Origin of the sequence: Salinicoccus sp. Bachu38, from assembly GCF_038561955.2 — a bacterium.
Classification (GTDB): domain Bacteria; phylum Bacillota; class Bacilli; order Staphylococcales; family Salinicoccaceae; genus Salinicoccus; species Salinicoccus bachuensis.
The window spans coordinates 2,386,453-2,409,407 of sequence record NZ_CP138333.2; the positions used below are offsets into that span (position 1 = coordinate 2,386,453).

23 protein-coding genes are annotated in these 22,955 nt (G+C 46.8%); 2 read left to right on the forward strand and 21 right to left on the reverse strand.

All coding sequences use genetic code 11. The features are described 5' to 3' along the window. Positions 1–4: 4 nt before the first annotated feature. From RQP18_RS12060 to RQP18_RS12080, 5 genes are all read right to left on the reverse strand, one after another. The gene (locus RQP18_RS12060) at positions 5–952 is read right to left on the reverse strand and encodes a sugar kinase (RefSeq protein ID WP_342387929.1); all 948 of its coding nucleotides are present in this window, start codon (positions 950–952) and stop codon (positions 5–7) included. Beyond that, positions 943–1,710 (reverse strand): IclR family transcriptional regulator, encoded by a 768-nt coding sequence (locus RQP18_RS12065; protein WP_342387930.1) that lies wholly within the window; start codon positions 1,708–1,710, stop codon positions 943–945. The genes RQP18_RS12060 and RQP18_RS12065 overlap by 10 nt, the downstream gene beginning before the upstream one ends. Before the next feature lie 252 nt (positions 1,711–1,962). Continuing rightward, complete coding sequence (locus RQP18_RS12070) at positions 1,963–3,468, reverse strand: sodium:solute symporter family protein (RefSeq protein WP_342387931.1); 1,506 nt, start codon at positions 3,466–3,468, stop codon at positions 1,963–1,965. Then, positions 3,469–3,711: a hypothetical protein gene (locus RQP18_RS12075; RefSeq protein WP_342387932.1), complete on the reverse strand. Its 243-nt coding sequence runs from the start codon at positions 3,709–3,711 to the stop codon at positions 3,469–3,471. Between the two features lie 186 nt (positions 3,712–3,897). After that, complete coding sequence (locus RQP18_RS12080; protein ID WP_342387933.1) at positions 3,898–4,527, reverse strand: SDR family oxidoreductase; 630 nt, start codon at positions 4,525–4,527, stop codon at positions 3,898–3,900. Between the two features lie 156 nt (positions 4,528–4,683). Between RQP18_RS12080 and RQP18_RS12085 the strand changes: the two genes are divergently transcribed. Next, positions 4,684–5,442 carry an SDR family NAD(P)-dependent oxidoreductase gene (locus RQP18_RS12085; RefSeq protein WP_342387934.1) on the forward strand — a complete coding sequence of 253 codons (759 nt, stop codon included), beginning with the start codon at positions 4,684–4,686 and terminating at the stop codon, positions 5,440–5,442. Between the two features lie 131 nt (positions 5,443–5,573). Here the strand turns inward: RQP18_RS12085 and RQP18_RS12090 are convergent, their stop codons facing one another. Continuing rightward, complete coding sequence (locus tag RQP18_RS12090) at positions 5,574–6,425, reverse strand: fumarylacetoacetate hydrolase family protein (RefSeq protein WP_342387935.1); 852 nt, start codon at positions 6,423–6,425, stop codon at positions 5,574–5,576. 154 nt (positions 6,426–6,579) lie between these two features. On the opposite strand from RQP18_RS12090, the gene RQP18_RS12095 reads away from it, so the two are divergent. Continuing rightward, positions 6,580–6,783: a helix-turn-helix transcriptional regulator gene (locus RQP18_RS12095; protein ID WP_342387936.1), complete on the forward strand. Its 204-nt coding sequence runs from the start codon at positions 6,580–6,582 to the stop codon at positions 6,781–6,783. A gap of 259 nt (positions 6,784–7,042) precedes the next feature. On the opposite strand, the gene RQP18_RS12100 is transcribed toward RQP18_RS12095, so the two are convergent. The 15 genes from RQP18_RS12100 to RQP18_RS12170 all read right to left on the reverse strand — a co-directional run bounded on the left by RQP18_RS12100 (position 7,043) and on the right by RQP18_RS12170 (position 22,863). Further along, positions 7,043–8,347: a TRAP transporter large permease gene (locus RQP18_RS12100; protein ID WP_342387937.1), complete on the reverse strand. Its 1,305-nt coding sequence runs from the start codon at positions 8,345–8,347 to the stop codon at positions 7,043–7,045. Next, positions 8,344–8,823: a TRAP transporter small permease gene (locus RQP18_RS12105; RefSeq protein WP_342387938.1), complete on the reverse strand. Its 480-nt coding sequence runs from the start codon at positions 8,821–8,823 to the stop codon at positions 8,344–8,346. Before RQP18_RS12105 ends, RQP18_RS12100 begins: the two co-directional genes overlap by 4 nt. Positions 8,824–8,827: 4 nt before the next feature. Further along, positions 8,828–9,886, reverse strand: coding sequence for a TRAP transporter substrate-binding protein (locus RQP18_RS12110; RefSeq protein ID WP_373446072.1), 1,059 nt, complete (start codon positions 9,884–9,886; stop codon positions 8,828–8,830). 232 nt (positions 9,887–10,118) lie between these two features. Beyond that, a complete protein-coding gene (locus RQP18_RS12115; protein WP_342387940.1) occupies positions 10,119–11,639 on the reverse strand; it encodes a 4-hydroxyphenylacetate 3-hydroxylase family protein in 1,521 nt (506 codons plus the stop codon). A 167-nt stretch (positions 11,640–11,806) separates the two neighbouring features. Then, positions 11,807–13,672, reverse strand: a complete 1,866-nt coding sequence (locus RQP18_RS12120; RefSeq protein ID WP_373446073.1) for a XylR N-terminal domain-containing protein — start codon at positions 13,670–13,672, stop codon at positions 11,807–11,809. A 35-nt stretch (positions 13,673–13,707) separates the two neighbouring features. After that, a complete protein-coding gene (locus tag RQP18_RS12125) occupies positions 13,708–15,129 on the reverse strand; it encodes an NAD-dependent succinate-semialdehyde dehydrogenase (RefSeq protein ID WP_342387942.1) in 1,422 nt (473 codons plus the stop codon). Between the two features lie 23 nt (positions 15,130–15,152). Then, positions 15,153–15,536, reverse strand: coding sequence for a 5-carboxymethyl-2-hydroxymuconate Delta-isomerase (locus RQP18_RS12130; RefSeq protein ID WP_342387943.1), 384 nt, complete (start codon positions 15,534–15,536; stop codon positions 15,153–15,155). A gap of 32 nt (positions 15,537–15,568) precedes the next feature. Further along, positions 15,569–16,330 (reverse strand): fumarylacetoacetate hydrolase family protein, encoded by a 762-nt coding sequence (locus RQP18_RS12135; protein ID WP_342387944.1) that lies wholly within the window; start codon positions 16,328–16,330, stop codon positions 15,569–15,571. Continuing rightward, positions 16,327–17,115, reverse strand: coding sequence for a fumarylacetoacetate hydrolase family protein (locus RQP18_RS12140; RefSeq protein ID WP_342387945.1), 789 nt, complete (start codon positions 17,113–17,115; stop codon positions 16,327–16,329). The genes RQP18_RS12135 and RQP18_RS12140 overlap by 4 nt, the downstream gene beginning before the upstream one ends. 83 nt (positions 17,116–17,198) lie before the next feature. Beyond that, complete coding sequence (hpaI, locus tag RQP18_RS12145) at positions 17,199–18,122, reverse strand: 2,4-dihydroxyhept-2-ene-1,7-dioic acid aldolase (RefSeq protein ID WP_342387946.1); 924 nt, start codon at positions 18,120–18,122, stop codon at positions 17,199–17,201. A gap of 55 nt (positions 18,123–18,177) precedes the next feature. After that, positions 18,178–19,161, reverse strand: coding sequence for a 3,4-dihydroxyphenylacetate 2,3-dioxygenase (gene hpaD, locus RQP18_RS12150; protein WP_342387947.1), 984 nt, complete (start codon positions 19,159–19,161; stop codon positions 18,178–18,180). 33 nt (positions 19,162–19,194) lie between these two features. Further along, complete coding sequence (gene hpaE, locus RQP18_RS12155; RefSeq protein ID WP_342387948.1) at positions 19,195–20,715, reverse strand: 5-carboxymethyl-2-hydroxymuconate semialdehyde dehydrogenase; 1,521 nt, start codon at positions 20,713–20,715, stop codon at positions 19,195–19,197. A gap of 110 nt (positions 20,716–20,825) precedes the next feature. Further along, positions 20,826–21,485 (reverse strand): GntR family transcriptional regulator, encoded by a 660-nt coding sequence (locus tag RQP18_RS12160; protein WP_342387949.1) that lies wholly within the window; start codon positions 21,483–21,485, stop codon positions 20,826–20,828. 63 nt (positions 21,486–21,548) lie between these two features. After that, entirely contained in the window at positions 21,549–22,022 is a 474-nt protein-coding gene (locus tag RQP18_RS12165; RefSeq protein WP_342387950.1) for a flavin reductase family protein, read from the reverse strand. Further along, positions 22,015–22,863, reverse strand: a complete 849-nt coding sequence (locus RQP18_RS12170; protein ID WP_342387951.1) for an FAD synthetase family protein — start codon at positions 22,861–22,863, stop codon at positions 22,015–22,017. The genes RQP18_RS12165 and RQP18_RS12170 overlap by 8 nt, the downstream gene beginning before the upstream one ends. Positions 22,864–22,955: the final 92 nt, after the last annotated feature.

A 22,955-nucleotide genomic window follows, 5' to 3' on the forward strand; every position in this document is an offset into this window, starting at 1 on the left:
CCACCTATCTTTTTACTTTTTCATCCTCATTTGCGTCAAGCATTGCTTCTATCGTCCCTCTTGAAGGAAAGCCCTGGTAATCCCCGACGAACTGGGTGATGTAGCCGCCGAGGAAGCAGGCGGTCCGGATCATTTCGCGGGGCGGCGTGTCCTCGAGTATGCCAGAGACCACGCCGGCTGCGAATGCATCGCCTGCGCCGACCGGGTCTATTTCGTCAAACTGTTTCGGATTGTCTACCTTGCCGCGCTTTCCATCGATATCGTACAGTGCCCCCGACTTGCCAAGCTTGATGATGGTGTTGCCACAACCGAGGCTCCTGAACTTCTCCATGGCTTCATCGAAATCCTGATGCCCAAGCAGTATTTCGATCTCCTGCTTTCCAGCAATGAGATAGTCCACATGAGGGAGGAATTCGAGGATCGTCGCGCGTGCCGCTGATTCAGACCACATCTTGAGCCGGATATTCGGATCGAACACGACCTTCACTTCCTCATCGAGCGCCCGCACCACATTGAAAAGCATTTCTTTCGTCTGTGCGCTCAATGAAAGTGTGATGCCGGTCAGATAGAGCACCTTCGCCCGGTTGATCGCATCCATGTCGATATGATTCATCGTCATGCGGCTTGCCGCAGAGTTTTCACGGTAATATGTGACATCCACCGATCCGTCGGGTGAAATCTGCTTGAAAAATACACCTGTGCGGTCATCCGTCATGCTGACGGACGTCGTATCCACCTGCTCCGCGCGCACCTTGTGCAGTATGAACTCTCCGAGCTCGTCGGTGCCGAGCGCCGATATCCACGACGTCTTATGCCCCAGGCGGCTGAGTCCGACCAGCGTGTTCGTCTCCGCCCCGGCGACGAATGGTTTGAACCCATCCGCATGCCGTATGTAGCCCGAGGGTTCATTGACCAGTGCCACCATCGATTCTCCAATTGCGACTACATCCATTTTTCCACACCTCCTGTAAATCCTTGGGTTTCTGATATTTCCTTTGCTGCCTGTGTCACGATGCCCACAATTTTTTCTCTTTTTCCAAGCATCCTCGGCTTTGACCCTGCGCAGCTGATCGCTGCCGTCATTCCGCCTTGTTCCCCATATATGGGCGCGGAGATGCAATAGACGCCGAGATCATTCTCCTCATCATCAATGGCATACCCCTGTTCGCGGTACTCCGCCGTCTCTTTTTTGAGTGCTTCCCGGTCCGTGATGGTCTTTTCAGTGTAGGCATCCAGCGAAATCATTTCGAGCAGCGAGGTTCTGATGTCACCGCTTTCAAAAGAAAGGAAAGCTTTGCCAAGGCCCGTGCAGTGCAGCGGCTTGCGCATGCCCGGCTGGGCGGTGGTGCGTGCAGAATCTTCACTGTCCACTTTGGCCAGGTAGATGATTTCATCCGCCGAACGTATCGCAAGGAATACCGTTTCACCCGTCTTCATCGCCGCATCCCTCAGAATCTCGATGCTCGCGCTATAGATGTCGTTGCTCGTGCGTGCCTTGTTGCCCGCGATGATCAGCTTGTGTCCGAGTTTGTAGATGTTGCCTTCCGACTTGTTCAGATAGCCTTTATTGACCATCGTCAGAAGCAGCTGAGACATGCTGCTCTTCGGAATCTCCAGTTCCTTGGAGAGCGCCATCAGAGAAACGCCACCTTCAATCTTTGTCAGATATTCGATGATATCCAGTACCCTTTCCGCCGACTTGACCGACATGGCGTCACCTCCTCGTCATTATAGTTTTCATATGTAAACGGTGTTCCTGTATATGAACTTAATGCTAATATAATACTTGATATTCCTTCTGTCAATGAAAAATGTAAGGGCTTGCATCATTTTTTCAGAATGCAAACAGCACCTGTTCCGGAATCGAACAGGTGCTGCCAATTTGAATGGATATGACGTTGATATATGGGTAACTGTACTTCGCTCCGTGCGCCACTGAGGGGTGTAGCACGCCTGCTCTCCCTACCTCACTGACTGGGTGGCTTCCTGGCCATCGACCTGGGCTACTGCATCCTTTGCCGGGGCAGTACCGAAAGCGAAACTGCCGGCGACATAGATGATCAGATTGATGATGAGCCCCCATACACCGCTGAAGATGCCAAGTGGCGTCAGGCCAGCAAATGTGAATATCGCCGCAACGAGTGCACCGGTGAGCATGCCGGCAAACACGGATTTTGCATGGCTCCGTTCCCAGTAGAGGCCCAGTATGATGGCCGGTGCCACCTGGACGAGAATCTCAAGCTTAAGGACAAAAACCTGATACAGTGTGCCAGGTGGATTCCATGCGATCATCAGCAGGAATGCGACCGCGATGACCCCGACGATTTTGCCGACGAGGATCTTCCTGTTGTCGGAAGCCTCCCTATTGATGTAGCGTCCGTATATATCCTTCGATACGATGGATGAGAATGTCAGCAGTACGGAATCGGCGGTGGAGACGATGGCTGCAATGATGCCGCCGAACAGGAGCACCATCGCGATGTAGAAGATGATGTGCTCATTGGCGATGGCACTGGCCATCATGCCGACGATCTGTTCGGATTCCTCCACACTGAGGTCCGGGAAGGCGGTATAGGCAAGGATTCCGATGACGAATACGACTCCGGCCGTTACAAATGGCATCCATGCCATCTGCGTAAGGGACCGCTTGAGTGCCCGTTCACTTTTGGCGGAGAAGATCCGCTGTATGGCATTCGGGTAGACTGCCGCCCCGATGCCGACCAGGATGAGGAAGTTGCTCCACCGGACCAGTCCGCCGCCCTCCGGCACCCCGAGGTTCTCAGGGGAGTATGTGCGGATGTAGTCTCCGGCCGCCGGCAGACCGCCGAAGTAGACGATCGTACCGATCAGCAGCATGAATACGCCGACGAGCAGTGCGATGCCCTGCATCGTATCGGTATAGGCTACGGAACGCATGCCGCCGAGCCAGCCGTATACCACCATGATGACGATGAAGAAGATGACGCCTGCCTGGTACGGCACCGTGCCGCCTGTCAGCCCTGCGACACCCTGGCCGATTGCGATCAGCTGCTCGAGCAGGAAGTTGCCGAGGGCATACAGCATGATGATTGCAGCGAGTATGGAGACCGCCTTGGAATTGAACTTCATTTCCAGCCAGTCCACCGGTGTCACGATGTTGTGCTTCTTGCTCAGTTTGTACATCCTCGGCGCAAACAGCAGATAGACGAGAATGATCATGATGAAGAACGGGATGCTCACGAGGTTTGCATACCCGACGCGGTACGCCTCTGCTGAATAGCCGATGACGGTATTTCCGCTGTATTGGGTGGCAAAGAAAGTGAAGAACAGGACCATCGTCCCGAGTCCCCTGCCTCCGAGATAATATTCTTCCAGACTGCTATGTACGTTCCTGTTCCTCATATACGTCCCGACACCGATCAGCAGCATGATGATGCCGTAGAAAAGCATGATCAGAATGCCGGATGTCCCTGAAAAGGCCAGTTCCATCTACTTCTCCTCCTCTCCTGATTCTTCTTCGTCCTCGACATCCCAATGATACCGGATGACATACGTGATATAGAGCGACAGTACGACCGTCACTCCCATGATCACCAGTGCCCAGAGCGGCACACCATAGACCAGCACTGGGTCTCCGGACGGAAAATACCAGGGATTCAACAGGATGAAAATGATGAGGAACCCAATCCATATCCTGTAGTTCATAATCGGTTCCCGTGTTTTCTGTTTCATCTGCTCACCTTCCTTATGATTGGTTCGAGGCCCGCCCCAGAGCGGATGCCAAGATATAATTACCGATACATTAACACTTCCACACAAAATATTCTACATTTTCTGAATTTTTATCTAATGAAATCGTTTTCATAAAGGAAAATAAAAAACCCGGCTGACTGAGCCGGGTCGATCATCGATATGATTCTATAGGATTTCAGCTACAGGGGTATCCCCGCTGATGAGATAGTAGAGTTTATTTTCAGGTTTCGCATTGATGATTTCGATCAGAACGCTTGCGACATCCTCGCGCGGCACCTCACCGTAGCGCGTTTCGCCTTCATATTCATAGAAGTCCACCGAGCCTTTGCCGGCATCATTCGTCAGCCGTCCGGGACGGAGGATGGTATAAGGGACGCCGGATGCTTTGAGGTGTTCATCCGCGCGGAATTTCGCATGCATGTATGGACGCATGGTATCGTCCGCCTCCCTGGCCTTTTCGACGCCCATGCCACTGACCATCACAAAGTGCTTCACACCATGTTCTTTGGCGAGATCAATCGATTCCATCGCGCCTTCCTGGTCGATCAGAATCGTCTTGTCCGCACCCGTCTTCGCGCCGGAACCAGCCGTGAACAACACCAGGTCGATATCTTCAAAAGCGTGCGAGAAATCCTGCTCCAGGTCGCCGATGACGGTCTTTATTCCCTGTTCGTGCAGCGCCTCCGCCTGTGCTTCCTTGCGTACCATCGCAACCGGGTCATGCTCGCTCTCCTTCAGCTTCTCCACGACCATTTTGCCAATCTGGCCATTTGCGCCAATTACCAATATTCTCATTATATGTTCGCCTCCTCAAATGTCTATGGTTCCATGGTGCGCTTCAATCGGAAACAAATCAAATGGAATGCTTGAAAGGTCATCAGGCATAAACATTGTGTTGTGAAAACGCTTTCTATATATTGGGAATATACAGAAAATATTAGGAGGCATAGTATGAAGGATAAGATTATTTTAATTACTGGAGGCGCTGGTGGTATCGGCCAGGCTTCTGCCAAGGAATTTTTGGACCACGGTGCAAAAGTCATACTCGTTGACCTTAACGAAGAAGCATTGAAAAATGCAAAATCAAATCTTGGAGATGAAAACATACATCTGATTAAAGCTGATGTAACAAATGAAGAGGATGTTGAGAATTACGTTAGAGAAACTGTAGATCGCTTTGGAAAAATTGACATCTTCTTCAACAATGCCGGCATAAATGGACCCTTCAAAGAAATTAAGGATCTTTCAAAGAAAGAGTTCGACTTGGTGATGAGTATCAATACAACCGGTGTCTTTCTTGGGATGAAACATGTTATCCAACAAATGGAGAAGCAGGAGCACGGTACTATTGTAAATACGGCTTCTAACGCAGCCTACATCGGTTCAGCAGGCATGCCTGCATACATTGCTTCAAAACATGCAGTGGCGGGCCTCACAAAGACTGCTGCACTTGAAGCTGCAGACAGTAATATTAGAGTCAATGCTGTTGCACCTGCCGCTATCGATACGGATATGCTATCGGACATCCAAAACAACCTTACACCGGGAGAACCTGAGAAATCTGGAGAGGCCATCAAGGCGGGGATACCATTCGGACGTTTTGGTACTCCTGAGGAAGTCGCTAAAGTCGTCTATTTCCTTGCTTCCGACAATGCCTCCTTTGTGACCGGATCAATGTACAATGTAGACGGAGGTATGCAGGCTGATTAAAGGTTCTCTATACAGAATGCATAAATTTTTAAAACCTGCTCAGTTCTGAGCAGGTTTTACTGTTCTACACTATTCTTTTCTTCAAATGAAATCTTGAACCACACTAAAATTCTTCCAATATTAATAATCTTCTACTCCGCTTCCATATATGTGACAAGCCTGCCCAACTGCTCGATTTCGACGGCGACTTCATCGCCGGGCTTGAGCCATGGTCGGCTGCCTTCTTCATAGCCCATCGCCACACCTTCCGGTGTGCCTGTCAGAATGACATCTCCCGGTTTCAGCGTCATATAGTGTGAAATATAACTGACTAGCTTCTCACATTTGAAAATCATATCGTTCGTATTGGAGTCCTGCCGGACTTCACCGTTGACCCTGCAGCTGATCCGCAGTTTATTCGGATCCTCGATTTCATCCTGTGTGACGAGGTATGGGCCTAAGGGACAGAAACCATCCAGGTTCTTGCCGAGCAGCCACTGGCCACTTCTGAATTGGAATCCCCGTTCGGACAGGTCATTCGAGGCACTGTAGCCGAATATGTAATCTTCGGCATCTTCCTCACTGATTTCCTTGGCCTCCCTGCCGATGATGATGGCAAGTTCGGCTTCATAATCCACTTGGGAGGCTTCAGATGGGATGCCGACCGTCTCCCCGCTCCCCGACAGGCTGTTCCTATACTTGCTGAAGAGAATCGGATAGTCGGGCACCGGCATGTTGGATTCATCTGCATGTTTCCTGTAGTTCAGCCCCACACAGATGATTTTTTCAGAACAGTCGATTGCCGGCCCGAGATCGATCTTATGCGGATCCACGAAGAAGTCGCATTCCTCCTCGTACGCAAATTGCAGAAATTCTTCCAACCCTTTATAGCGTTTAATCGCCTCGATCATTGTCGGATAGGAACCTGAAATATCCAGGACACCTTTTTTCGTCAGCACACCTGGTTTGAGCTTTCCATCACTATAAAAAGTCAAAAGTTTCATACCTATTCCCTCCATCAGTATATGTCGTTTCCAAAAGATTATATCACAATTTTGCGAAAATACACGATTTGACCATTATATTTTCATTAATGACAAGTATCCTTTCCATAACGACAAATTTAATATATATTACTATCAAGAGGTGATGAGGAATATGAAAACACGCCTGAAAGAGCTGCGTGCCAGGGAAGGATTTAACCAAACAGAGCTTGCGAATTGTGCCAAGATCTCCAGGCAGACCGTCAGTCTGATCGAACGGGAGGAATATATTCCTTCTTTGCTGATTGCCAAGCGCTTTGCGAAGATTTTCAACGAACCCATAGAAAATATCTTCATATTCGATGAGGAGGAACTTTAGATGAAGCATATTTTCCAATTGATGCTTTACGCCGCAATAGGATTCATGTCACCTATCTGGTGCCCAGCTCCATGGGCACAGGGAATATTCAGGTGCTCTGCATGCTACTCATAGCCGGCATACTTCTGGTTACAAAATCGTAATATATTCTGTCATTCAGGAAAAAGAGGCAGAAAAACCAGTATCTTCCGATACTGGTTTTTCATTAGCTTTACTCATATTAGAATATGCACTTATTGAGCTATATTTCATTTGCTGGTTATTTCATCATATCTGGCAAGACCGTCACAAGTTCCGGGAATATGATCAGAATGATGACACAGATGACCATTGCAACAATCATCGGTACAATACCTTTGAAAATTGTTTGAAGTGGCACATCTTTTGCCACCCCTTTGATGACGTAGACACTGATTCCTAAAGGTGGTGTCAGGGCACCGATGTTAATTACCATGATCATGATGACACCAAACCAGATTCCATTGAAACCGAGCTCTGTAATGATTGGATATAGTATAGGCAATGTAATCACAATCAAGGCCAGACTTTCAACAAAGCATCCCAATATGAGCAGTACAAGCAGGATGACGCCGAGAATAATATATGCATTCATCTCGAGTCCGCCGATATAGCTTGTCAGCATTACCGGAATTCTGCTGATCGCCAAAAATTGTCCAAAAAGGTTCGCCCCGATAATCAGCAGAAAGATGAAAGCAGTCAGACGGATTGTCTCTTCCAGAGATCCACCAAGCATCTTCCAGTTGAATTTTCTTGAAATGACAGCAAAGAATAGTGCACCGAACGCGCCGATGCCAGCAGCTTCTGTAGGAGTGAAAACGCCCAAGTAGATACCGCCGATCGTCACCAGGAACAAGCCGATGAACGGCCATATATTCTTTAGTGTATGTAACCTCTCTGAGGCACCTGCCTTTCCTTCCCTCTGTGGAGCAAGATCAGAATCTCTTCGTACAAGTACATAAACGGTAATCATGAAAAGCAGAATCTGGAGGATTCCAGGAATTATGCCCGCTATCAGCAGTGCGCCAATCGGTTCACGTGTCAGTATCCCATATAGGATGAGTATGACACTTGGAGGAATCAGTATACCGAGTGTACCACCGGCAGCTACACTCGCTGTAGAAAGACTGGATTTGTAGTTATATTTATCCATCTCAGGCAATGCGATTTTAGCCACGGTGGCTGTAGTTGCGTTCAATGATCCAGAAATGGAGGAAAAGATGGCTGCAGTCCCTATCGTAGCAGTTGCTAGACCTCCTTTAAGGTGACCAACGAAACTGTCCACCATCCTATAAAGATCCCTGCCGATGCCAGTGTTGGATAGCACCATCCCCATTAATATAAACAGGGGGATGACACTCAATGAATAGTTGCTGGAAGTGTCAAAGGGCGTCCTCCCCAATTGGGCAAATGCCACTTCGAATCCTCTGATGGCCGTCGTCCCGAGGAGACTGACAATAATCAAGGCGATCGCTACAGGCACTTTGGCAAAAAACAGAAGCAATATTGCCAATATTCCAATGAGGCCTATTAATTCTGGAGTCATACTTGGCCCACCTTCCCAAAATACTTTATTGCAAGATGCAGACTGGTCAATGCAAAGACAAGAGAACCAGCTACGGTAATAAGGGCCATTATGTAAATGGGGATTCCCAGATCACCAGTGATTGTGCCCGAATCATACAGCCTGCTTACATACCACATTAGGCTGCCTGCTATCAATATCATCAACAACGTGATGACTGCATTGATGATTCCATCAATGAAATACCGAACCTTCTTCGGCAACTTTTCTACAAGAAAATCGATGGAAATATGCTCTTCATATAAATGCGTGTAGCCTATGCTCAAAAATATGACCATGGACAAACCAAACCCGATCAATTCCACAGAACCGGTAATAGGTTGGTTGAAAATCCATCTGCCAAGGACATCCAGTGTTATAAGCAATACCATGAGCATAGTGATTCCTTTTGCAACATAAACCAGGCCTTCATTCAATTTGATGACTAGTTTCTCCATGGCGTTACTCCCTTTCCTTAACATTTATCTCATCATTCAATTCCATGGCACGGTCATATATCTCCTGGGCTGGATACCCTTGTGCCGATGTCTCCTGAATCCACTGTTCCACCATCGGTTCCAATGCTTTCTTCCATTCCTTCAGCTGAGTATCATCCAGTTCAATTATTTCTGCACCATTTTCCTTTGCGGTATCGAGTCCCTTTTGACCATCCTTATCGTAGATACTGCCTGCTTTTCTCGCCAGCTCTTTTCCAGTCAGATCATCAAGCACCTGCTGGTCATGATCGCTGAAGCCGTCATAGGTCTTTTTATTCATCACACTGAAAAATGGTGTTGCTGAAAAGTTGCCTATGGTCACGTAGTTCGTCACTTCATGAAAGCTGTAGTTGAGGAGTGTCTCCAACGGTACCATGGCAGCGTCTATCACACCTCGCTCAAGTGATTCATATACGTCACCCATTGGCATGGAAATGGGCGTTGCACCCAGTTCACTGATGATGTCATTTGCCATGGCCGACGGTGACCTCACCCTGAGCCCCTTTAAGTCTTCTGGTGTCTCTATTTTATGGCTGTTGCTGATGATCTGTGCGGGCTCTGCAGAAAAAAGGAATAAAGGATGCACATCCGCATGCTCCTCCTGCATCTCTGGAAACTCATCGTAGAGTGTTGAGAGAATCTCAGATGATTGCGCTGCACTTTCAGCCAGGAACGGCAGTTCCATGACCGTCACCAACGGAAAACGACCTGTGGAATAGCCGTAGACACTCAAACCAATATCAGCTTCACCTGTGACCGCCATATCATAATGAGCACTTGCATCCCCCAGTGAATTGGATGGATAAAAATCCATGTCAATTTGGGCTTCTGTCCCTTCATTCAAATCTTCCTCAAAATTTGTTAATATTTCATTTTGGATCGGATGGTTGCCTGGCTGGAAATGTGAAACGACAAGATTATGTGATTCAAGCTCCTCACCTGAAACATTTGTCCCTCCACATGATGCCAGCAGGAACGTCATGGCAATGACCAGAAGTCCCATCTCTTTTTTCCCCTTCATCATATTCCTCCTGTATTATATATTCACTTATGGCTCTTTATGCAACCGCTTACAAAGTATATGAGTAAATTATATATAATATAATATATAAAATCAACACAATGATAGAATTTTTAGAAAAAACAGAAATAAAAGGTATGTCTGCATATTGCAGAAAAAGCATACCTTTTAAAACATTTGCCTTCTATTGCATAGCCTTTCAATCCTCATTAAAGATGAGGAAAAATGTGCCTGTTTAGAAAACGGGAATGGAGCCTTTGCTGGCAGAAGCGTTCACCCATGTGTCGTTCGTCCAGCCATCCAGGTTGTAGTCGTCCATCGCCTGTTCTACAAATGCTTTGTACTGATCGGCCTGACCAGAGTTTTGGGCCATTTTGAGTGCATCCAGTCGAATGCCTTCATTGTTGCCCGCATAATTTATTTCATAGAGTTCATTGCGTCCACCGAATTCACTACCTGTTGCATCCCAGACCATCTTCAGAAGCTTGACCCTCTCTTCAGCTGTCGTGCCTGTCCCTTTGTAATACTGATCGATATATGGTCTCAGCTCTGGATTCTTGAAGTCATTTGCACTGGATGGCAGCGAGATGAGTCCGCCGGCCACAATTTCATTGAATGTATTCTTGACTTTCGGCCATACTGATGGCGCAAACGTTCTATATGCAGTCGCATAAGTGGAGTTCGGCAGTTTCACACCATTTGGGCCATCCTCCGGATCCAGAGCCATTGATGTTGAAATCGACCAGAACATATTCCTATAGGAAATCAGTTCACCGATCCTTGCCTGTACACCCCTGAAATTATCCGTACCTGCCACTTCTGTGGATTTCAGCAGAAGACCTACCATGAAATCCAGCTTCACTGCAAAACGTGTACAGCCCTGGAATGTGTACCTGTTCAGCCATCCCGTCTTTGGACGGAAGCCGTTCGCTATTTCCACATTCTTATAGGCGAGTACATCCTCCCAAGGGATGAAGACGTTATCAAGAACTATAATCGCATCATTTTCATCAAAACGGCTTGAAAGCGGATAGTCGAAAGGACTGCCTGTCTTGGAAGCCGCTTCCTCATAGGATTGGCGGCTGATCACCTTGACACCTGGTGCATTCATTGGCACAAAGAATATCAGGGCATGACTCTGATCACCCTCTCCCAAATCTTGCGGAGAATAATTCGCCACGAAATTATAGTTCGTCAATGCTGCGGAGGTACCTACCATTTTAGCTCCACTGACTATGATGCCATCATCCTTTTCATCTACTGCACGTACAAAGACATCCTTGTTCTCATGGAGTGGCTTATGCCTGTCGATCTGCGGGTTCACTATAGTATGGTTGCAGAACGGCACTTCCTCCTGGCCTTTTTTATACCATCTTTTGGCGTTTTCTTCGAAACCTTCGTAAAAATCATAGTACGGGCCAAGTGAGCCTAGAAATGCTGCTTTATAGTCGGGCGTCCGGCCCATGAACCCATAGCTCATTTTCGTCCATTCAGCCATCGCATCCCTTGCTTCAAGCAATTCTTCCGCACTTTTGGAAGCTTTGAAGAATTTATGTGTATCGAAATCTCCAACATCCGATTTCGTCGTCAGTATATCTTTCGTTTTCGGGTCATGCATTGCGTCATATAATTGGGCAACTGACCTGATCGAGTTCTGATATGCAGGATGCGTCGTTACATCTTCGATGCGCTCCCCATTTAGATATACTTCACGTCCATCTTTCAAACTCTCTATATATTCTTTTCCATCCATCATAATACATACCCCCATTAATAATCTAAAAATTATAAATATTGTACTCTAAGATTATCAGATGAATTCGTATAATTATAGAACACTAAATGTTGTTTATATTATTTGATACTGACACTTTTTGTTCATCAATAGTAATCTGTAGAAATACTCGACTCCGCATCGTTGTTTTAAAAAGAGATTAGGCCCTCTGCTTCCATCACCTGCAAAGTCAAGAGAAGTTCATAACCGGTTTGAGGATCTCTGAGGTCCCTGCCGATCAATTCCTGTATCCGCTTCACCCTATAGCGTAGACCACTTAAGGAAAGGGAGAGGTCCTGTGAAGATTTCTCCAGGTTTCCACCATTTGAAAGAAAGACATACAGAGTGTGGAGGAATTCGTCATTATCTTTATAGAGTGGGCCCAGCACCTGCTTCGTCTTCTGTCTGATGACACTTTTATTTTTAGTATGGATCAGAAGCCCGGGCACACTGATATCCCCGAATTCCAAAAACTTTTTATTGGTTCCGTCCAGCATTTTAAGAGCGGTGAGTGCTTCTTCATAAGCATCGTGCGCATCTCCGATATCAGTGGTCAGAGTACTTATGCCCATCTGGAACTTTTCCTCCGGGAATCTTTCCTTGAGATAGCCCCTTGTACGTTCTGCCACCGATATTATCCGGCTCTGCTTCTCATGCTGCTGAACCATCATCACTATATTTCCTGAGCGTTGGCCGACGAGTATGTTTGAAGCATTCTTGCAGTAGTTCTGCAAAGACTTCAATACATCGTCGTAAAATAGAAGAGAGTCGTCATGACTTCTGTTTGCATCGTCATATTTCAAGGTCATCATATGGTAGGGCTTATTCAGGTCGGCCTGTATATAACGGCTCTGCTTCAGCAGTTCCTCTTCCGAAAGTTCCTTCCCCTCTATCAACCGATCAAGGAAATGCCCCTTTATCCTTTCCAGCGCTTCGAATGTCGTCTTTTCATTTAGAATATAGAGGGAACATATATCAGCAAGCCGTTCCAAGTTCATATTGTCGACTCTGGTGAATTCATATTCGGTCCCAACTATGAAGGAGCAGAAACCATAGCATTTCTTCTGGAGAATGATGGGTGTCGTTATATAATTATGGCCCCCAACATTCCCCACGGTTGTTTCCCTGCGGGAACACAGATCCGTATCCTTCATTTCCTTCCGCCCGTTGTAGACCTCCATCAAAGCTTCCTGATCCAGCCCCTCACTTGCCTGGTGTTTGAACCTTTCGTCTTCAATCAGAACCGGCAGTCCTGTTTCTTCAAAGATGGTACGTACAATGGACTGCATATCCTTACCATCCACAAATACGGAAGTCAGTTTCTCATGCACCTTGAATGTCCTGCTCAACGCATCCCTTTCCTCAAGGAGTTTGTCATAAGTCATTTCCAGTTCCCTGAGGATCGTGTCATCTTCATAATATTTCAATTCACTGCCTATAGTGTCATCCCAATCAGAGAGGGTTTTGCCCACATAATAGCATTCGTCATGCCCTCCTGCTTTGCATTTTTCCTCTTTGAAGATGATTTTCTTTTTACATATCTCAGAGTAGTAGCCGCTTGCATAGCCAACAAGCGTATGGCACACACTGCCTTCAGCCTTTCCAGTCTGCTCAAGAAATGCTTCCGCCTCATAGGACCCCGTCCATATCCCTTCGACATGAATGTGATCTATTTCATTCTGTTGTCCATATTCAATCTGGAGTCCTACACGCTTGGCTTTTGTGTAGCCCCTCATCATATGTAGTGCAGGTCCCTGTTTAAGAAGCTCCTCAATGGATGCCCGATTCTTCTTCAATACATTTTTCGCATCATTTTTCCCCAGATTCCAACCATACCTTATGAGAAAACCTTTCATCCTCTCATAGGATATGTTCTCTTCCAGTTCTTTGCGCAGTATTCCAAAGACGGAAGGAGAGGTCATGATCACACGTTCACCATCCAGATATATCCTTCCATCCTTATCGCTGACTTCTTGCCCCTGGTACACTCTTCCACCTTCTCTCAGTTCTTCCACGATGAAAAAGAGCCGGGAAGGCTCCTTTTCAACTTCTATTCAAAATTCAAGGAAATGTACTTCGTTTCCAGGTAATCCTCTATACCATAATAGCCGCCTTCTCTTCCAAGGCCACTTTCCTTGAACCCACCGAATGGTGCCTGTGGTGTCGACGGTCCTCCGTCATTCAGTCCAATGATGCCATATTCCAACGCTTCACTGATCCTGATCGCTTCGCCGATTTTCTCTGTGAATACATAGGCGGCCAATCCGTATGGAGAATTATTAGCGCGCTCAATCACTTCTTCCTCCTCATGGAATACGGTGATTGGCAGCAATGGTCCGAATGTCTCTTCATGCATGCAGAGCATCTCATCAGAAACACCGGTAACAACAGTCGGCTGATAGAATAGCCCTTCGCCCCGGCCGCCCCCACACACAACGGTACCTCCTCTGTCTACTGCATCCTTCACCTGATTATCTACTGTCTCCACTGCAGAATTATCGATCAATGGGCCGATATCCGTACCGGATTCAAGTCCATTGCCCATATTCAACCCGGAGACTGTTTCTCTGAGCTTTTCGTTGAAAGCCTCCTCTACCGAAGCATGTACATATACTCGATTGGTACAGACACATGTCTGGCCGGCATTGCGGAATTTCGACATGACCACACCACTTACCGCTTTATCCAAATCAGCATCTTTTGTGATGATGAAAGGTGCGTGTCCTCCGAGTTCAAGTGATATCTTTTTCATGGTATCCGCGGAATCCTTCATCAGCTGCTTGCCGACTCCTGTAGATCCTGTAAAAGTGAGCTTCCTGACCCGGCTATCCTGGGTCCATACCTCTCCAATCTGACGGGAGCTTCCAGTGATGATGTTGATGACGCCTTTTGGCACACCGGCAGCTTCTGCCAATTCGACCAGCTTGAAAGCAGTCAGCGGGGTCTGGGAGGCTGGTTTCACGACCACGGTACATCCCGCAGCCATTGCCGGCCCCACCTTACGCGTAATCATGGCAGCCGGAAAATTCCATGGTGTGATTGCTGCAACTACACCAACCGGCTGTTTTGTTACGAATAGACGCTTATTTCTGTGGGAAGCCGGTATGATGTCCCCGTAGATCCTTTTGCCTTCCTCTGCATACCAGGATATATAGCCATTGGCATAATCCACCTCGCCGATTGCTTCCTTCAAAGGTTTCCCCTGTTCTTCAGTCATGATCCTGCCAATTTCTTCCCTATGTTCATGGATCAGCTGATGCCATCTGAAAAGGTAGGCACTGCGTTCCTCAGCCGTAAGCGCCCGCCATTCCTTCAATGCTGCAGCCGCTGCATCTACAGCAGCTTTGGCTTCACCGCTTCCTCCCTTAGGGACGGAAGCGATCGTTTCGCCCGTGGCTGGATTGGTGACATCCATCTGTTCGAGTTCTTTCCCAGTCCATTCGCCATTGATATACATTTCAACATTTGCCATTAATACGCCTCCACAACCTGCTGTTATTTTTTATATCTTCCGTGAATATTATTCTTCTTGTAAGTTGGGTTGGTAAATTCGTACAACTCCATTGAGAGGGCAAGATACCTTTTTTGGTATATTGGTTCAAAGTAATCTGTAATGACACTGAAGAGATTGTCACACAGTTCTTTCTTGACCGCTTCAGAGCGTCCACCGCCAAGTTTTAATGTAATGTGCACAAACGCATCATCTTCTGTGCCATCTGCAACACGGTAATCCTCAATTTCAATCGCCCTTGTACGCAATCCCCCAATTGGAATGACATCCGAATGGGAGAGCAGGGAGGCATTTGCCTGTTCGAGAAGTTCATCCACCTCGAACGCACCCTTCAGGTTGGATGTGTATTCTATATAGAGATGTGGCATCTACAGTTCCTCCTTGAATCATGTTGGATGATCTACTGCTTGATATCCGCCTCTTCCCCTACGATGGTATTGACGAGACGACCAACACCTTCAACCTCAGTAATCACTTCATCCCCGACTTTAGTATCAACAGACCCTTTAGGTGTACCGGTAAGGATGATATCGCCTTTGTTCAAGGTCATGAAGCTGCTCAGGTACTCTATGAGATCAGGGACTGAAAAAATCATATCTGCTGTGGTCCCTTCCTGTACGACCTCTCCATTCACCAAGGTACGCAACTTGAGGTTCATCGGTTCCTCCACATCTTCCTTATCTACAAACCATGGGCCGATTGGTGTGCACGTATCACGATTTTTAACTCTGAGGTTGGGACGATAATAGTTTTCAAGATAGTCCCGCAGGGCATAATCATTTGCTACTGTATAGCCGCTTACATAATCATAGGCATCTTCCTTGGAGATGTTCTTCCCGGCTTTTCCAATCACTACAGCAAGCTCACATTCATAGTGCATAAATGTCACATCTGCAGGGCGGTATGTCTTCCCCCGGTGGCCTATGAAAGTATTCGGCCCCTTCAGGAATACAAGCGGTTCCTTGGGCGCTTCCTTAAAGGACAGCTCAGCTGCATGGTCTGCATAGTTGAGACCAAGGGTGAAGACCGTCTGAGGTTCGACCGGAGGCAGCCAGATCACATCATGCTCCTGGACAGTTCTGCCATTTTCGAGCTTTATACCTGAGTCCGTCTCCACGCCATTATGAATCAAACCATCTACTGCGATTCTTGCATGCTTCATTTTCTTTTGCCTCCTGCCACTTGATTCTCATCCATCACTTCGTTCTCCAGAACACCGATGCCTTCCACTTCCACTTTGACCGTGTCCCCGGCCCTAAGCAATGGCATGTTTTCGGGTACACCGACCAGCAGAACATCCCCTTCGTAAAGCGTCATGAACTCAGTGACGTCCGTCAGAAGTTCTTCCACTGAACGGATGAGATTGGATGTGTTATTTTCAGCCTTGAGCTCTCCGTTTACATACACGGAGATTTTCAAAGCGTTTGGATCATCGACAGAATCCCTTTCTGTTATCCATGGACCGATCGGACAGAAACCATCCCTTGCCTTTTCCTTGTAGGCAGGCCTGTAGATACTTTCATGCGGAATGCTGATGTCATTGACGATCGTATAACCCGCTACATGATCGAGGGCATTTGGTTTTTCAAGTCTGGTGGCCGTCTTTCCGATCACCACTGCCAGAGCGGCCCCTGCTGAAAGCGCCTCTTCACTTTGCGGCAATGGTACAGCTTCCCCGTCCCCGATATATGTATTGATCGGTTTGATATAGAGTATGGGTGCTTTTGGAGGTGCTTTGTAGGGGTCTTCATTCAATTGCCCCTCATACTGCTCGTAGGCTCCCTTGTAATTGAGAAGTGTGCCATAGACCGTCCCGGTAATCGGGACATCAAATTTGAAATCCGAAATATTATGCTGTTCTGCATCAAGCGTCACTCTATCTGGTCCTTCAAACAGACCTTCCTGCATCAACTGTATGCCTTGATGCTTGAATTTGATGTTTACCATATTCCTGCATTCTCCTTTAGTCAGTTTGTAAAAAGAGAAAGAGACCAGCGTGTACTGGTCCTATCCTTCCCCTCCTGGTTGGATTATGAATTTTGTTTTGCCAACTTACCGTATTCCACCAATGTTTCCTTGATTTCCTCCTGCAGTTCCTCAGAAGGCAGTCCCATAGGCATCCTGAGAACAGGTTCTATCATGCCCATCATGCCGAGTGCCGCTTTAACAGGCGCTGGGTTGGTATCCTTGAAGAGCACATCATTCAGGTTCATCAGTTCGAAATGAAGATCCTGCGCCCTTTTGATATCGCCGGCTTCCCATGCATCATGCATTTCAGCCACTTTGGCAGGTTCCACGTTCGCTGTTGCACTGATGGAACCAGCTCCTCCGATTGCAAGCATTGGATAGCAAAGCAGTTCGATTCCTGAATAGAGAAGGAAATCCCTGCCGCAATGGAGCATTACGCGGTTTACATGTTCGAAGTCCTTGTTGGACTCTTTTGCACCGACGATGTTCGGGCAGTCCCTGACAAGTCTCGCCATCGTCTGTACTGTCATATTCTGCGCAGTACGTCCAGGGATGTTATAGATGATGATCGGAAGGTCTACAGAATCCGCCACTGTCTTGAAGTGCTGATACAGCGCTTCCTGGTTCGGCTTGTTGTAGTAGGGAACGATCACCATCGCGGCATCAGCACCCATCTCCTCAGCCTTTTTGGTGAGGTACATGGTCTCATCGTGGTTTACGGAACCCGTACCTGGGGCAAACGGCACACGTCCATCAATGGCCTTCATTGCATTTTCCATCACCTGTACCCGCTCTTCTGTAGTCAAAGAGCTCGGCTCTCCTGATGTACCTGTTACAGAAATGGCATGTGTGCCATTTTCCAGCTGATATTCGATCAGTTCAGCCTGCTTCTCCAGGTCAAGATCTCCGTTGGCCTTGAAAGGTGTGATGACCGGACAGATTGATCCTCTTAGTCTCTGTTTGATATCTTCATATTGATTACTCATTTATAATGAACCTCCTGATATTATTATTAAACGCCACTTCCATATCTTTTTTGGATCAGATGATCGTATTCGGCTTTCTCTTATCGAGCTTCGGCTGTTCGGTTTCCACTTTTTCCCCTGTATAGACGTTCAGGAATGTGGAAGCTTCCTCAAACCAGCTATCCGGTGCTTCATGCCCCCAGAAAGTCTGGCGTTGCGGATCGTCGAGATCCCATTCCACCGGATCAAAGTCGGAATCCCCTGTGTAATAGTCTCCATTGTACAATTCGATGCGGTGGCCGTCCGGATCCCTCAAGTACAGGAAGAACGCATTGGAGAGCCCGTGCCTGCCCGGCCCCCTCTCGATGGTCGGTGCAAAGCCTTTTGCTGCAAGGTAGTCACAGCCATCGATCAGACTCATCGGATCCTTCAGCCAGAAGCCGATATGATGCAGTCTCGGTCCGATGCTGTTCATGAACGCAGTATCATGGACGCCTGGCTTGCGGTGCAGCCATGCTGCCCACACTTCGTCGCTGCCTTTTGTCGTCGTATATTCTGAGCACGCAAATCCAAGCTTGTCTATATAGTAGTCATAGGCTTTTTGGACATCTGGCACTGCACAGTTGAAATGGTCGATCCTCTGTACTTTTGCTCCCACATGAATATCAAAGCGCTGTAGCATGCGCTCCACCTTATCCATTTCACAGTAGTATTCGCAAGGAATCCCTGAAACATCCTGTACACGCAGCGTACGCCCAATTGCAGGCTGCATGCCTTTTTCCATCCAGATCACTTCTGTGCCTTCAGCTTCAAAGAAATCAGCAAGCTTATCCAGATCCTCTTCTGAATCCACTCTGTAACTGATTACTTCAACTGCCGCTTCAGGCATTTTCCTAAGCCACAGACAATGGTGGTTATGGTCTTCTATTGCTCTATAGAAGACGTTCTCATCATCCGACTCCGTCTCAATGAGTCCCAATGATTCATAGAATTCCTTGGATTTTTCCAGATCAGTCACATGCAATACAGCCCGGCCAGTACGTTTGATATCAAAATTCATATGTTTTCCCCTCTCATATTTCAAGCACTATATTTAAATTCCGAATTGTGGAATATGGTGGTCTCCAATTGCTACATGGATGATTTTCTGTTCTGTATAGAATTCAAAAGCGTAGTACCCGCCTTCACGTCCGATACCGCTGTTCTTGGACCCGCCAAACGGTGTCCTCAAATCACGGACATTCTGGGCATTTACCCAAAGCATACCGGATTCGACAGCGTGCGCGACGCGGTGTCCACGTTTGATATCATTGGTCCATACATATCCGGCCAGGCCATACTCGACATCATTCGCCTTTTCAATGACTTCTTCTTCATCTTTGAAAGTCATGACAGCAATGACAGGACCAAATATTTCTTCCTGTACCACCCTCATATCATTTTCGGCATTCAGCAGCATTGTTGGTGCTACATAATTCCCACGGCTCAACTCCTCAGGAATATGCCCGCTCACGACCTCACAGCCTTCTTCTTTCGCTATTTCAATGTAGCTCTTCACATTTTCATAATGCTCGGTCTTGATGAGCGGCCCAACTTGTGTGGATTCATCCAGTGGATCGCCCACCCTGATGTTTTCAACACGCTGCTTCAGCTTTGCAACGAAATCTTCCGCGATATCTTCATGCAGATAAAGTCTGGAGTTCGCTGTGCATCGCTCCCCGTTGAATGAGAAGACACCCCATGTTGCTGCATCGAGCGCGCGGTCCAAGTCGGCATCCGAGAAGACGATGATCGGGGATTTGCCTCCAAGTTCCATGGAAAAACGCTTCAGCGTGTCAGCACCATTTTTCATGATGGTGGAACCTGTAGTTGTTTCTCCTGTAAAGGAAATGAGTTTTACGTCTTTGTGTTTGACCAATGCATCTCCTGCTGTTTCACCAAAACCATGTACTATATTGAATACACCATCCGGCAAGCCGGCCTGATCGATGATTTCTGCCATGCGGTTTGCAGTCAGCGGCGACCACTCTGCCGGCTTCAATACAACTGTATTGCCAGTAGCGAGAGCAGGGGCGATCTTCCATGTTTCAAGCATGAATGGCGCATTCCAAGGAGTGATGAGTCCAGCCACACCTACAGGCGTACGCACAGTATAATTGACGAACTCGTCATCAACCTGATATGTTTCACCGTACATTTGGCTTTTTACAGTATCAGCATAGAACCTGAAGTTGTTCGCGGAGCGAGAAACCTGCTTCTTTGTCTGGCTTAATGGCAGTCCGGTATCCAGCGCCTCAAGCAATGCTATCTCTTCTACATGCTCTTCAATCAGGTCGCCGATCTTGTAGACATAATCCAGGCGCTCCGACTGTTTCATCTTGCCCCATTCCCCTTTGAATGCTTTATGCGCTGCTTTGACAGCCTTGTCAATATCTGCAGCCTGTCCTGAGGCGATATTGTTCATCGTTTCGTTCGTGAAAGGACTGATATTTTCAAAGGTGCCATTATCTTCAGCGTCTACAAACTTTCCATCGATGTATAGCTTCACATCCTGAAGCTCCTTGGCGAGTTTCGTATGTTGATCTGCTACTGATTGTGTTTGTTGGTTTGCCACAAAATCATCTCCTTAAATTTAATCATATATGAAATCATATATAATATTGCGCATAGCTCCGCTGTCTTTCGCTTAGACTCTCTCTTCGTGCTGACCTTCAAAGACTTCCTCTAGATGAAAGTTGTACCTCTGGTTGAATGTTTTTTCTCGTGGAAGGCTTTGATGGTATTAAGTTTGTGCTCTCTGACCGTCATCTCAATTTCCTGAAAATCCCCTTCTCCGCCTATCAATGAAATTATATGGGCATGTTCGGCGATGGATTGACGGGCTCTTTCAATATTGAGCGTCGAGCCCGAAATCCTTATACTATCCAGTCTTAACCAAGTCTTTTTTATTTCCTCCACCAAATAGCGATTTGGGCATACGCTGTAGGTGAGCTCATGAAACGTATGGTTCAACTCTCCATACTTTGAAAAATCCATGGTTTCCAGGGCAGCCTCCATCTGCCTATTCAAATGTGATAACTCTTCAATCACGTCGCCTGTAATTGCATCTTTGCTTAAAGCTGTTGCATATCCTTCCATGATTGCCAAGGTTGATAATGTATCTGCATAGGCACTTTCGTCTATGGGTGTGACGACCGGTCCTATATTCTGCTGATATTTAATCAGCCCCTCAGCTTCCAATTGCATAACAGCTTCACGGATTGGTATCGCACTCGTTGACAGCTCATTGAGGAGCTGGTTGATGACAATACGTTGTCCTGGAGCGTAGATACCCTCAATTATTCTAATCTTGATATACTCATAAGCCTTTTGTTTTTTACTCATTTTTATATTATTCATGATAATTTACATAATATATTAAAATTTCGGAAAAATCAAAGCTCCATTTTATACGTGGATATTTTCCTGATACTTTCCATACCTTCCACAGAAGAATGTGAGTGGTTGGCCCTCCGACAATTTCAAGTCCAGGACTTTTCCGATGAATATCGTATGATCCCCTACAACTATGGACTGGTCGACATCACACACTACAGAGGCGAGGGACCCTCTTATGGTCGGCACACCTTCAATCTCATCAAATTCAATCGGATCATCTTTCTTTTTCTGACCTGCAAAATGCATTGAGATGTCCTGTTGCTCATCAGAAAGGAAACTGACTGCAAATTGTCCCGAGGTTTTGATTTTGTTCAAAATGTTCGCTTTGTTATCTACTGAAATCGTAATCAACTTTGGTTCAAGTGATACGGACATGAATGCATTTGCCGTCATACCATAATTCTCTGTACCATCACTCGACGTGATTACAGTTACACCAGTAGCAAACCTGCCCATTGCATTGCGGAATTCTCTGCTATCCATATACAATCTCCTCCATTCTTTCTATCGTCTTTCCTTTTGCTTTCCGGCTTCTTCCAATGAACATCATTTCATAACCATCTTTACTGTACCCCAATGGGGAAAGTACACTGAGTTCAAACCCTTTTTCCTCATGTACTTGCAATAGTCCATATCTCATTCCTTGAGGTGTCCTCACTTCTACGTCGTAGATTCCGGAGGCCGGCAGAGTAATTTTCGGATCAGTATGGACAGTATAATGGCATGAGGTTTTCTGAACACCAATCTTTACCCTAATACTGTAATACTCTCCGAGGCATTCTGGAATCGAAGAAAAGTCGCCTGCCTTCACCATACTTCTGAGGCGTGTGGAGCTGATTTTCTCTTCATCACATTTTTTCTTCGGTATGATACTGACTCCCCAGGGTTCATTGGAGCACTCCCGCTTCAACAGTTCGGTATTCCCCTGGGCTTTAAATCCAAAAGTAAAGTCAAACCCCACTACAACATGGCATACGTTGATATCCCGGATATACTGCTGTACAAATTCTGTTGGTTGAAGTGATGCGAAGTTCAGATCGAACTTTGTAATGAACAGTGTGTCGACGCCCAACCTCTCCATCTTTGCAACTTTTTGCGGCAAAGTCATAAGATACTGGAAGTCGCTGTCTTTTCTGATCACTTCACTGGGATGTGGGCTGAAGGTCATGACAGAAAACTTGCACCCTTTCCTCTCAGCCAGATCCCGCGCCTCATCCAAGAGTTTCTGATGACCCAGATGGACACCGTCAAAAAAACCGATGGCCATGACATGTTCCTCTTTTATGGTCGGTATTGCTGAATGGTCAAGATGGATCACTTCCATATTGCCTCACTCCCAGGACAGATTTTGTGTACGCTTTCAATGTATCAAGATATCGAATTTCACACTACATCAATAAATGTCTGATAATAATA

Bases quoted from the DNA above. Each gene is read 5' to 3' on its own strand.
- RQP18_RS12110 (WP_373446072.1), bottom strand. From the start codon at position 9,886: ATGATGAAGGGGAAAAAAGAGATGGGACTTCTGGTCATTGCCATGACG.
- RQP18_RS12130 (WP_342387943.1), bottom strand. From the start codon at position 15,536: ATGCCACATCTCTATATAGAATACACATCCAACCTGAAGGGTGCGTTC.
- RQP18_RS12060 (WP_342387929.1), bottom strand. From the start codon at position 952: ATGGATGTAGTCGCAATTGGAGAATCGATGGTGGCACTGGTCAATGAA.
- RQP18_RS12065 (WP_342387930.1), bottom strand. From the start codon at position 1,710: ATGTCGGTCAAGTCGGCGGAAAGGGTACTGGATATCATCGAATATCTG.
- hpaI (WP_342387946.1), bottom strand. From the start codon at position 18,122: ATGAGTAATCAATATGAAGATATCAAACAGAGACTAAGAGGATCAATC.
- RQP18_RS12075 (WP_342387932.1), bottom strand. From the start codon at position 3,711: ATGAAACAGAAAACACGGGAACCGATTATGAACTACAGGATATGGATT.
- RQP18_RS12085 (WP_342387934.1), top strand. From the start codon at position 4,684: ATGAAGGATAAGATTATTTTAATTACTGGAGGCGCTGGTGGTATCGGC.
- RQP18_RS12170 (WP_342387951.1), bottom strand. From the start codon at position 22,863: ATGGAAGTGATCCATCTTGACCATTCAGCAATACCGACCATAAAAGAG.
- RQP18_RS12140 (WP_342387945.1), bottom strand. From the start codon at position 17,115: ATGGTAAACATCAAATTCAAGCATCAAGGCATACAGTTGATGCAGGAA.
- RQP18_RS12095 (WP_342387936.1), top strand. From the start codon at position 6,580: ATGAAAACACGCCTGAAAGAGCTGCGTGCCAGGGAAGGATTTAACCAA.
- RQP18_RS12125 (WP_342387942.1), bottom strand. From the start codon at position 15,129: ATGGCAAATGTTGAAATGTATATCAATGGCGAATGGACTGGGAAAGAA.
- RQP18_RS12135 (WP_342387944.1), bottom strand. From the start codon at position 16,330: ATGAAGCATGCAAGAATCGCAGTAGATGGTTTGATTCATAATGGCGTG.
- RQP18_RS12100 (WP_342387937.1), bottom strand. From the start codon at position 8,347: ATGACTCCAGAATTAATAGGCCTCATTGGAATATTGGCAATATTGCTT.
- RQP18_RS12160 (WP_342387949.1), bottom strand. From the start codon at position 21,485: ATGAGTAAAAAACAAAAGGCTTATGAGTATATCAAGATTAGAATAATT.
- RQP18_RS12115 (WP_342387940.1), bottom strand. From the start codon at position 11,639: ATGATGGATGGAAAAGAATATATAGAGAGTTTGAAAGATGGACGTGAA.
- RQP18_RS12070 (WP_342387931.1), bottom strand. From the start codon at position 3,468: ATGGAACTGGCCTTTTCAGGGACATCCGGCATTCTGATCATGCTTTTC.
- RQP18_RS12080 (WP_342387933.1), bottom strand. From the start codon at position 4,527: ATGAGAATATTGGTAATTGGCGCAAATGGCCAGATTGGCAAAATGGTC.
- RQP18_RS12105 (WP_342387938.1), bottom strand. From the start codon at position 8,823: ATGGAGAAACTAGTCATCAAATTGAATGAAGGCCTGGTTTATGTTGCA.
- RQP18_RS12090 (WP_342387935.1), bottom strand. From the start codon at position 6,425: ATGAAACTTTTGACTTTTTATAGTGATGGAAAGCTCAAACCAGGTGTG.
- RQP18_RS12165 (WP_342387950.1), bottom strand. From the start codon at position 22,022: ATGGATAGCAGAGAATTCCGCAATGCAATGGGCAGGTTTGCTACTGGT.
- hpaD (WP_342387947.1), bottom strand. From the start codon at position 19,161: ATGAATTTTGATATCAAACGTACTGGCCGGGCTGTATTGCATGTGACT.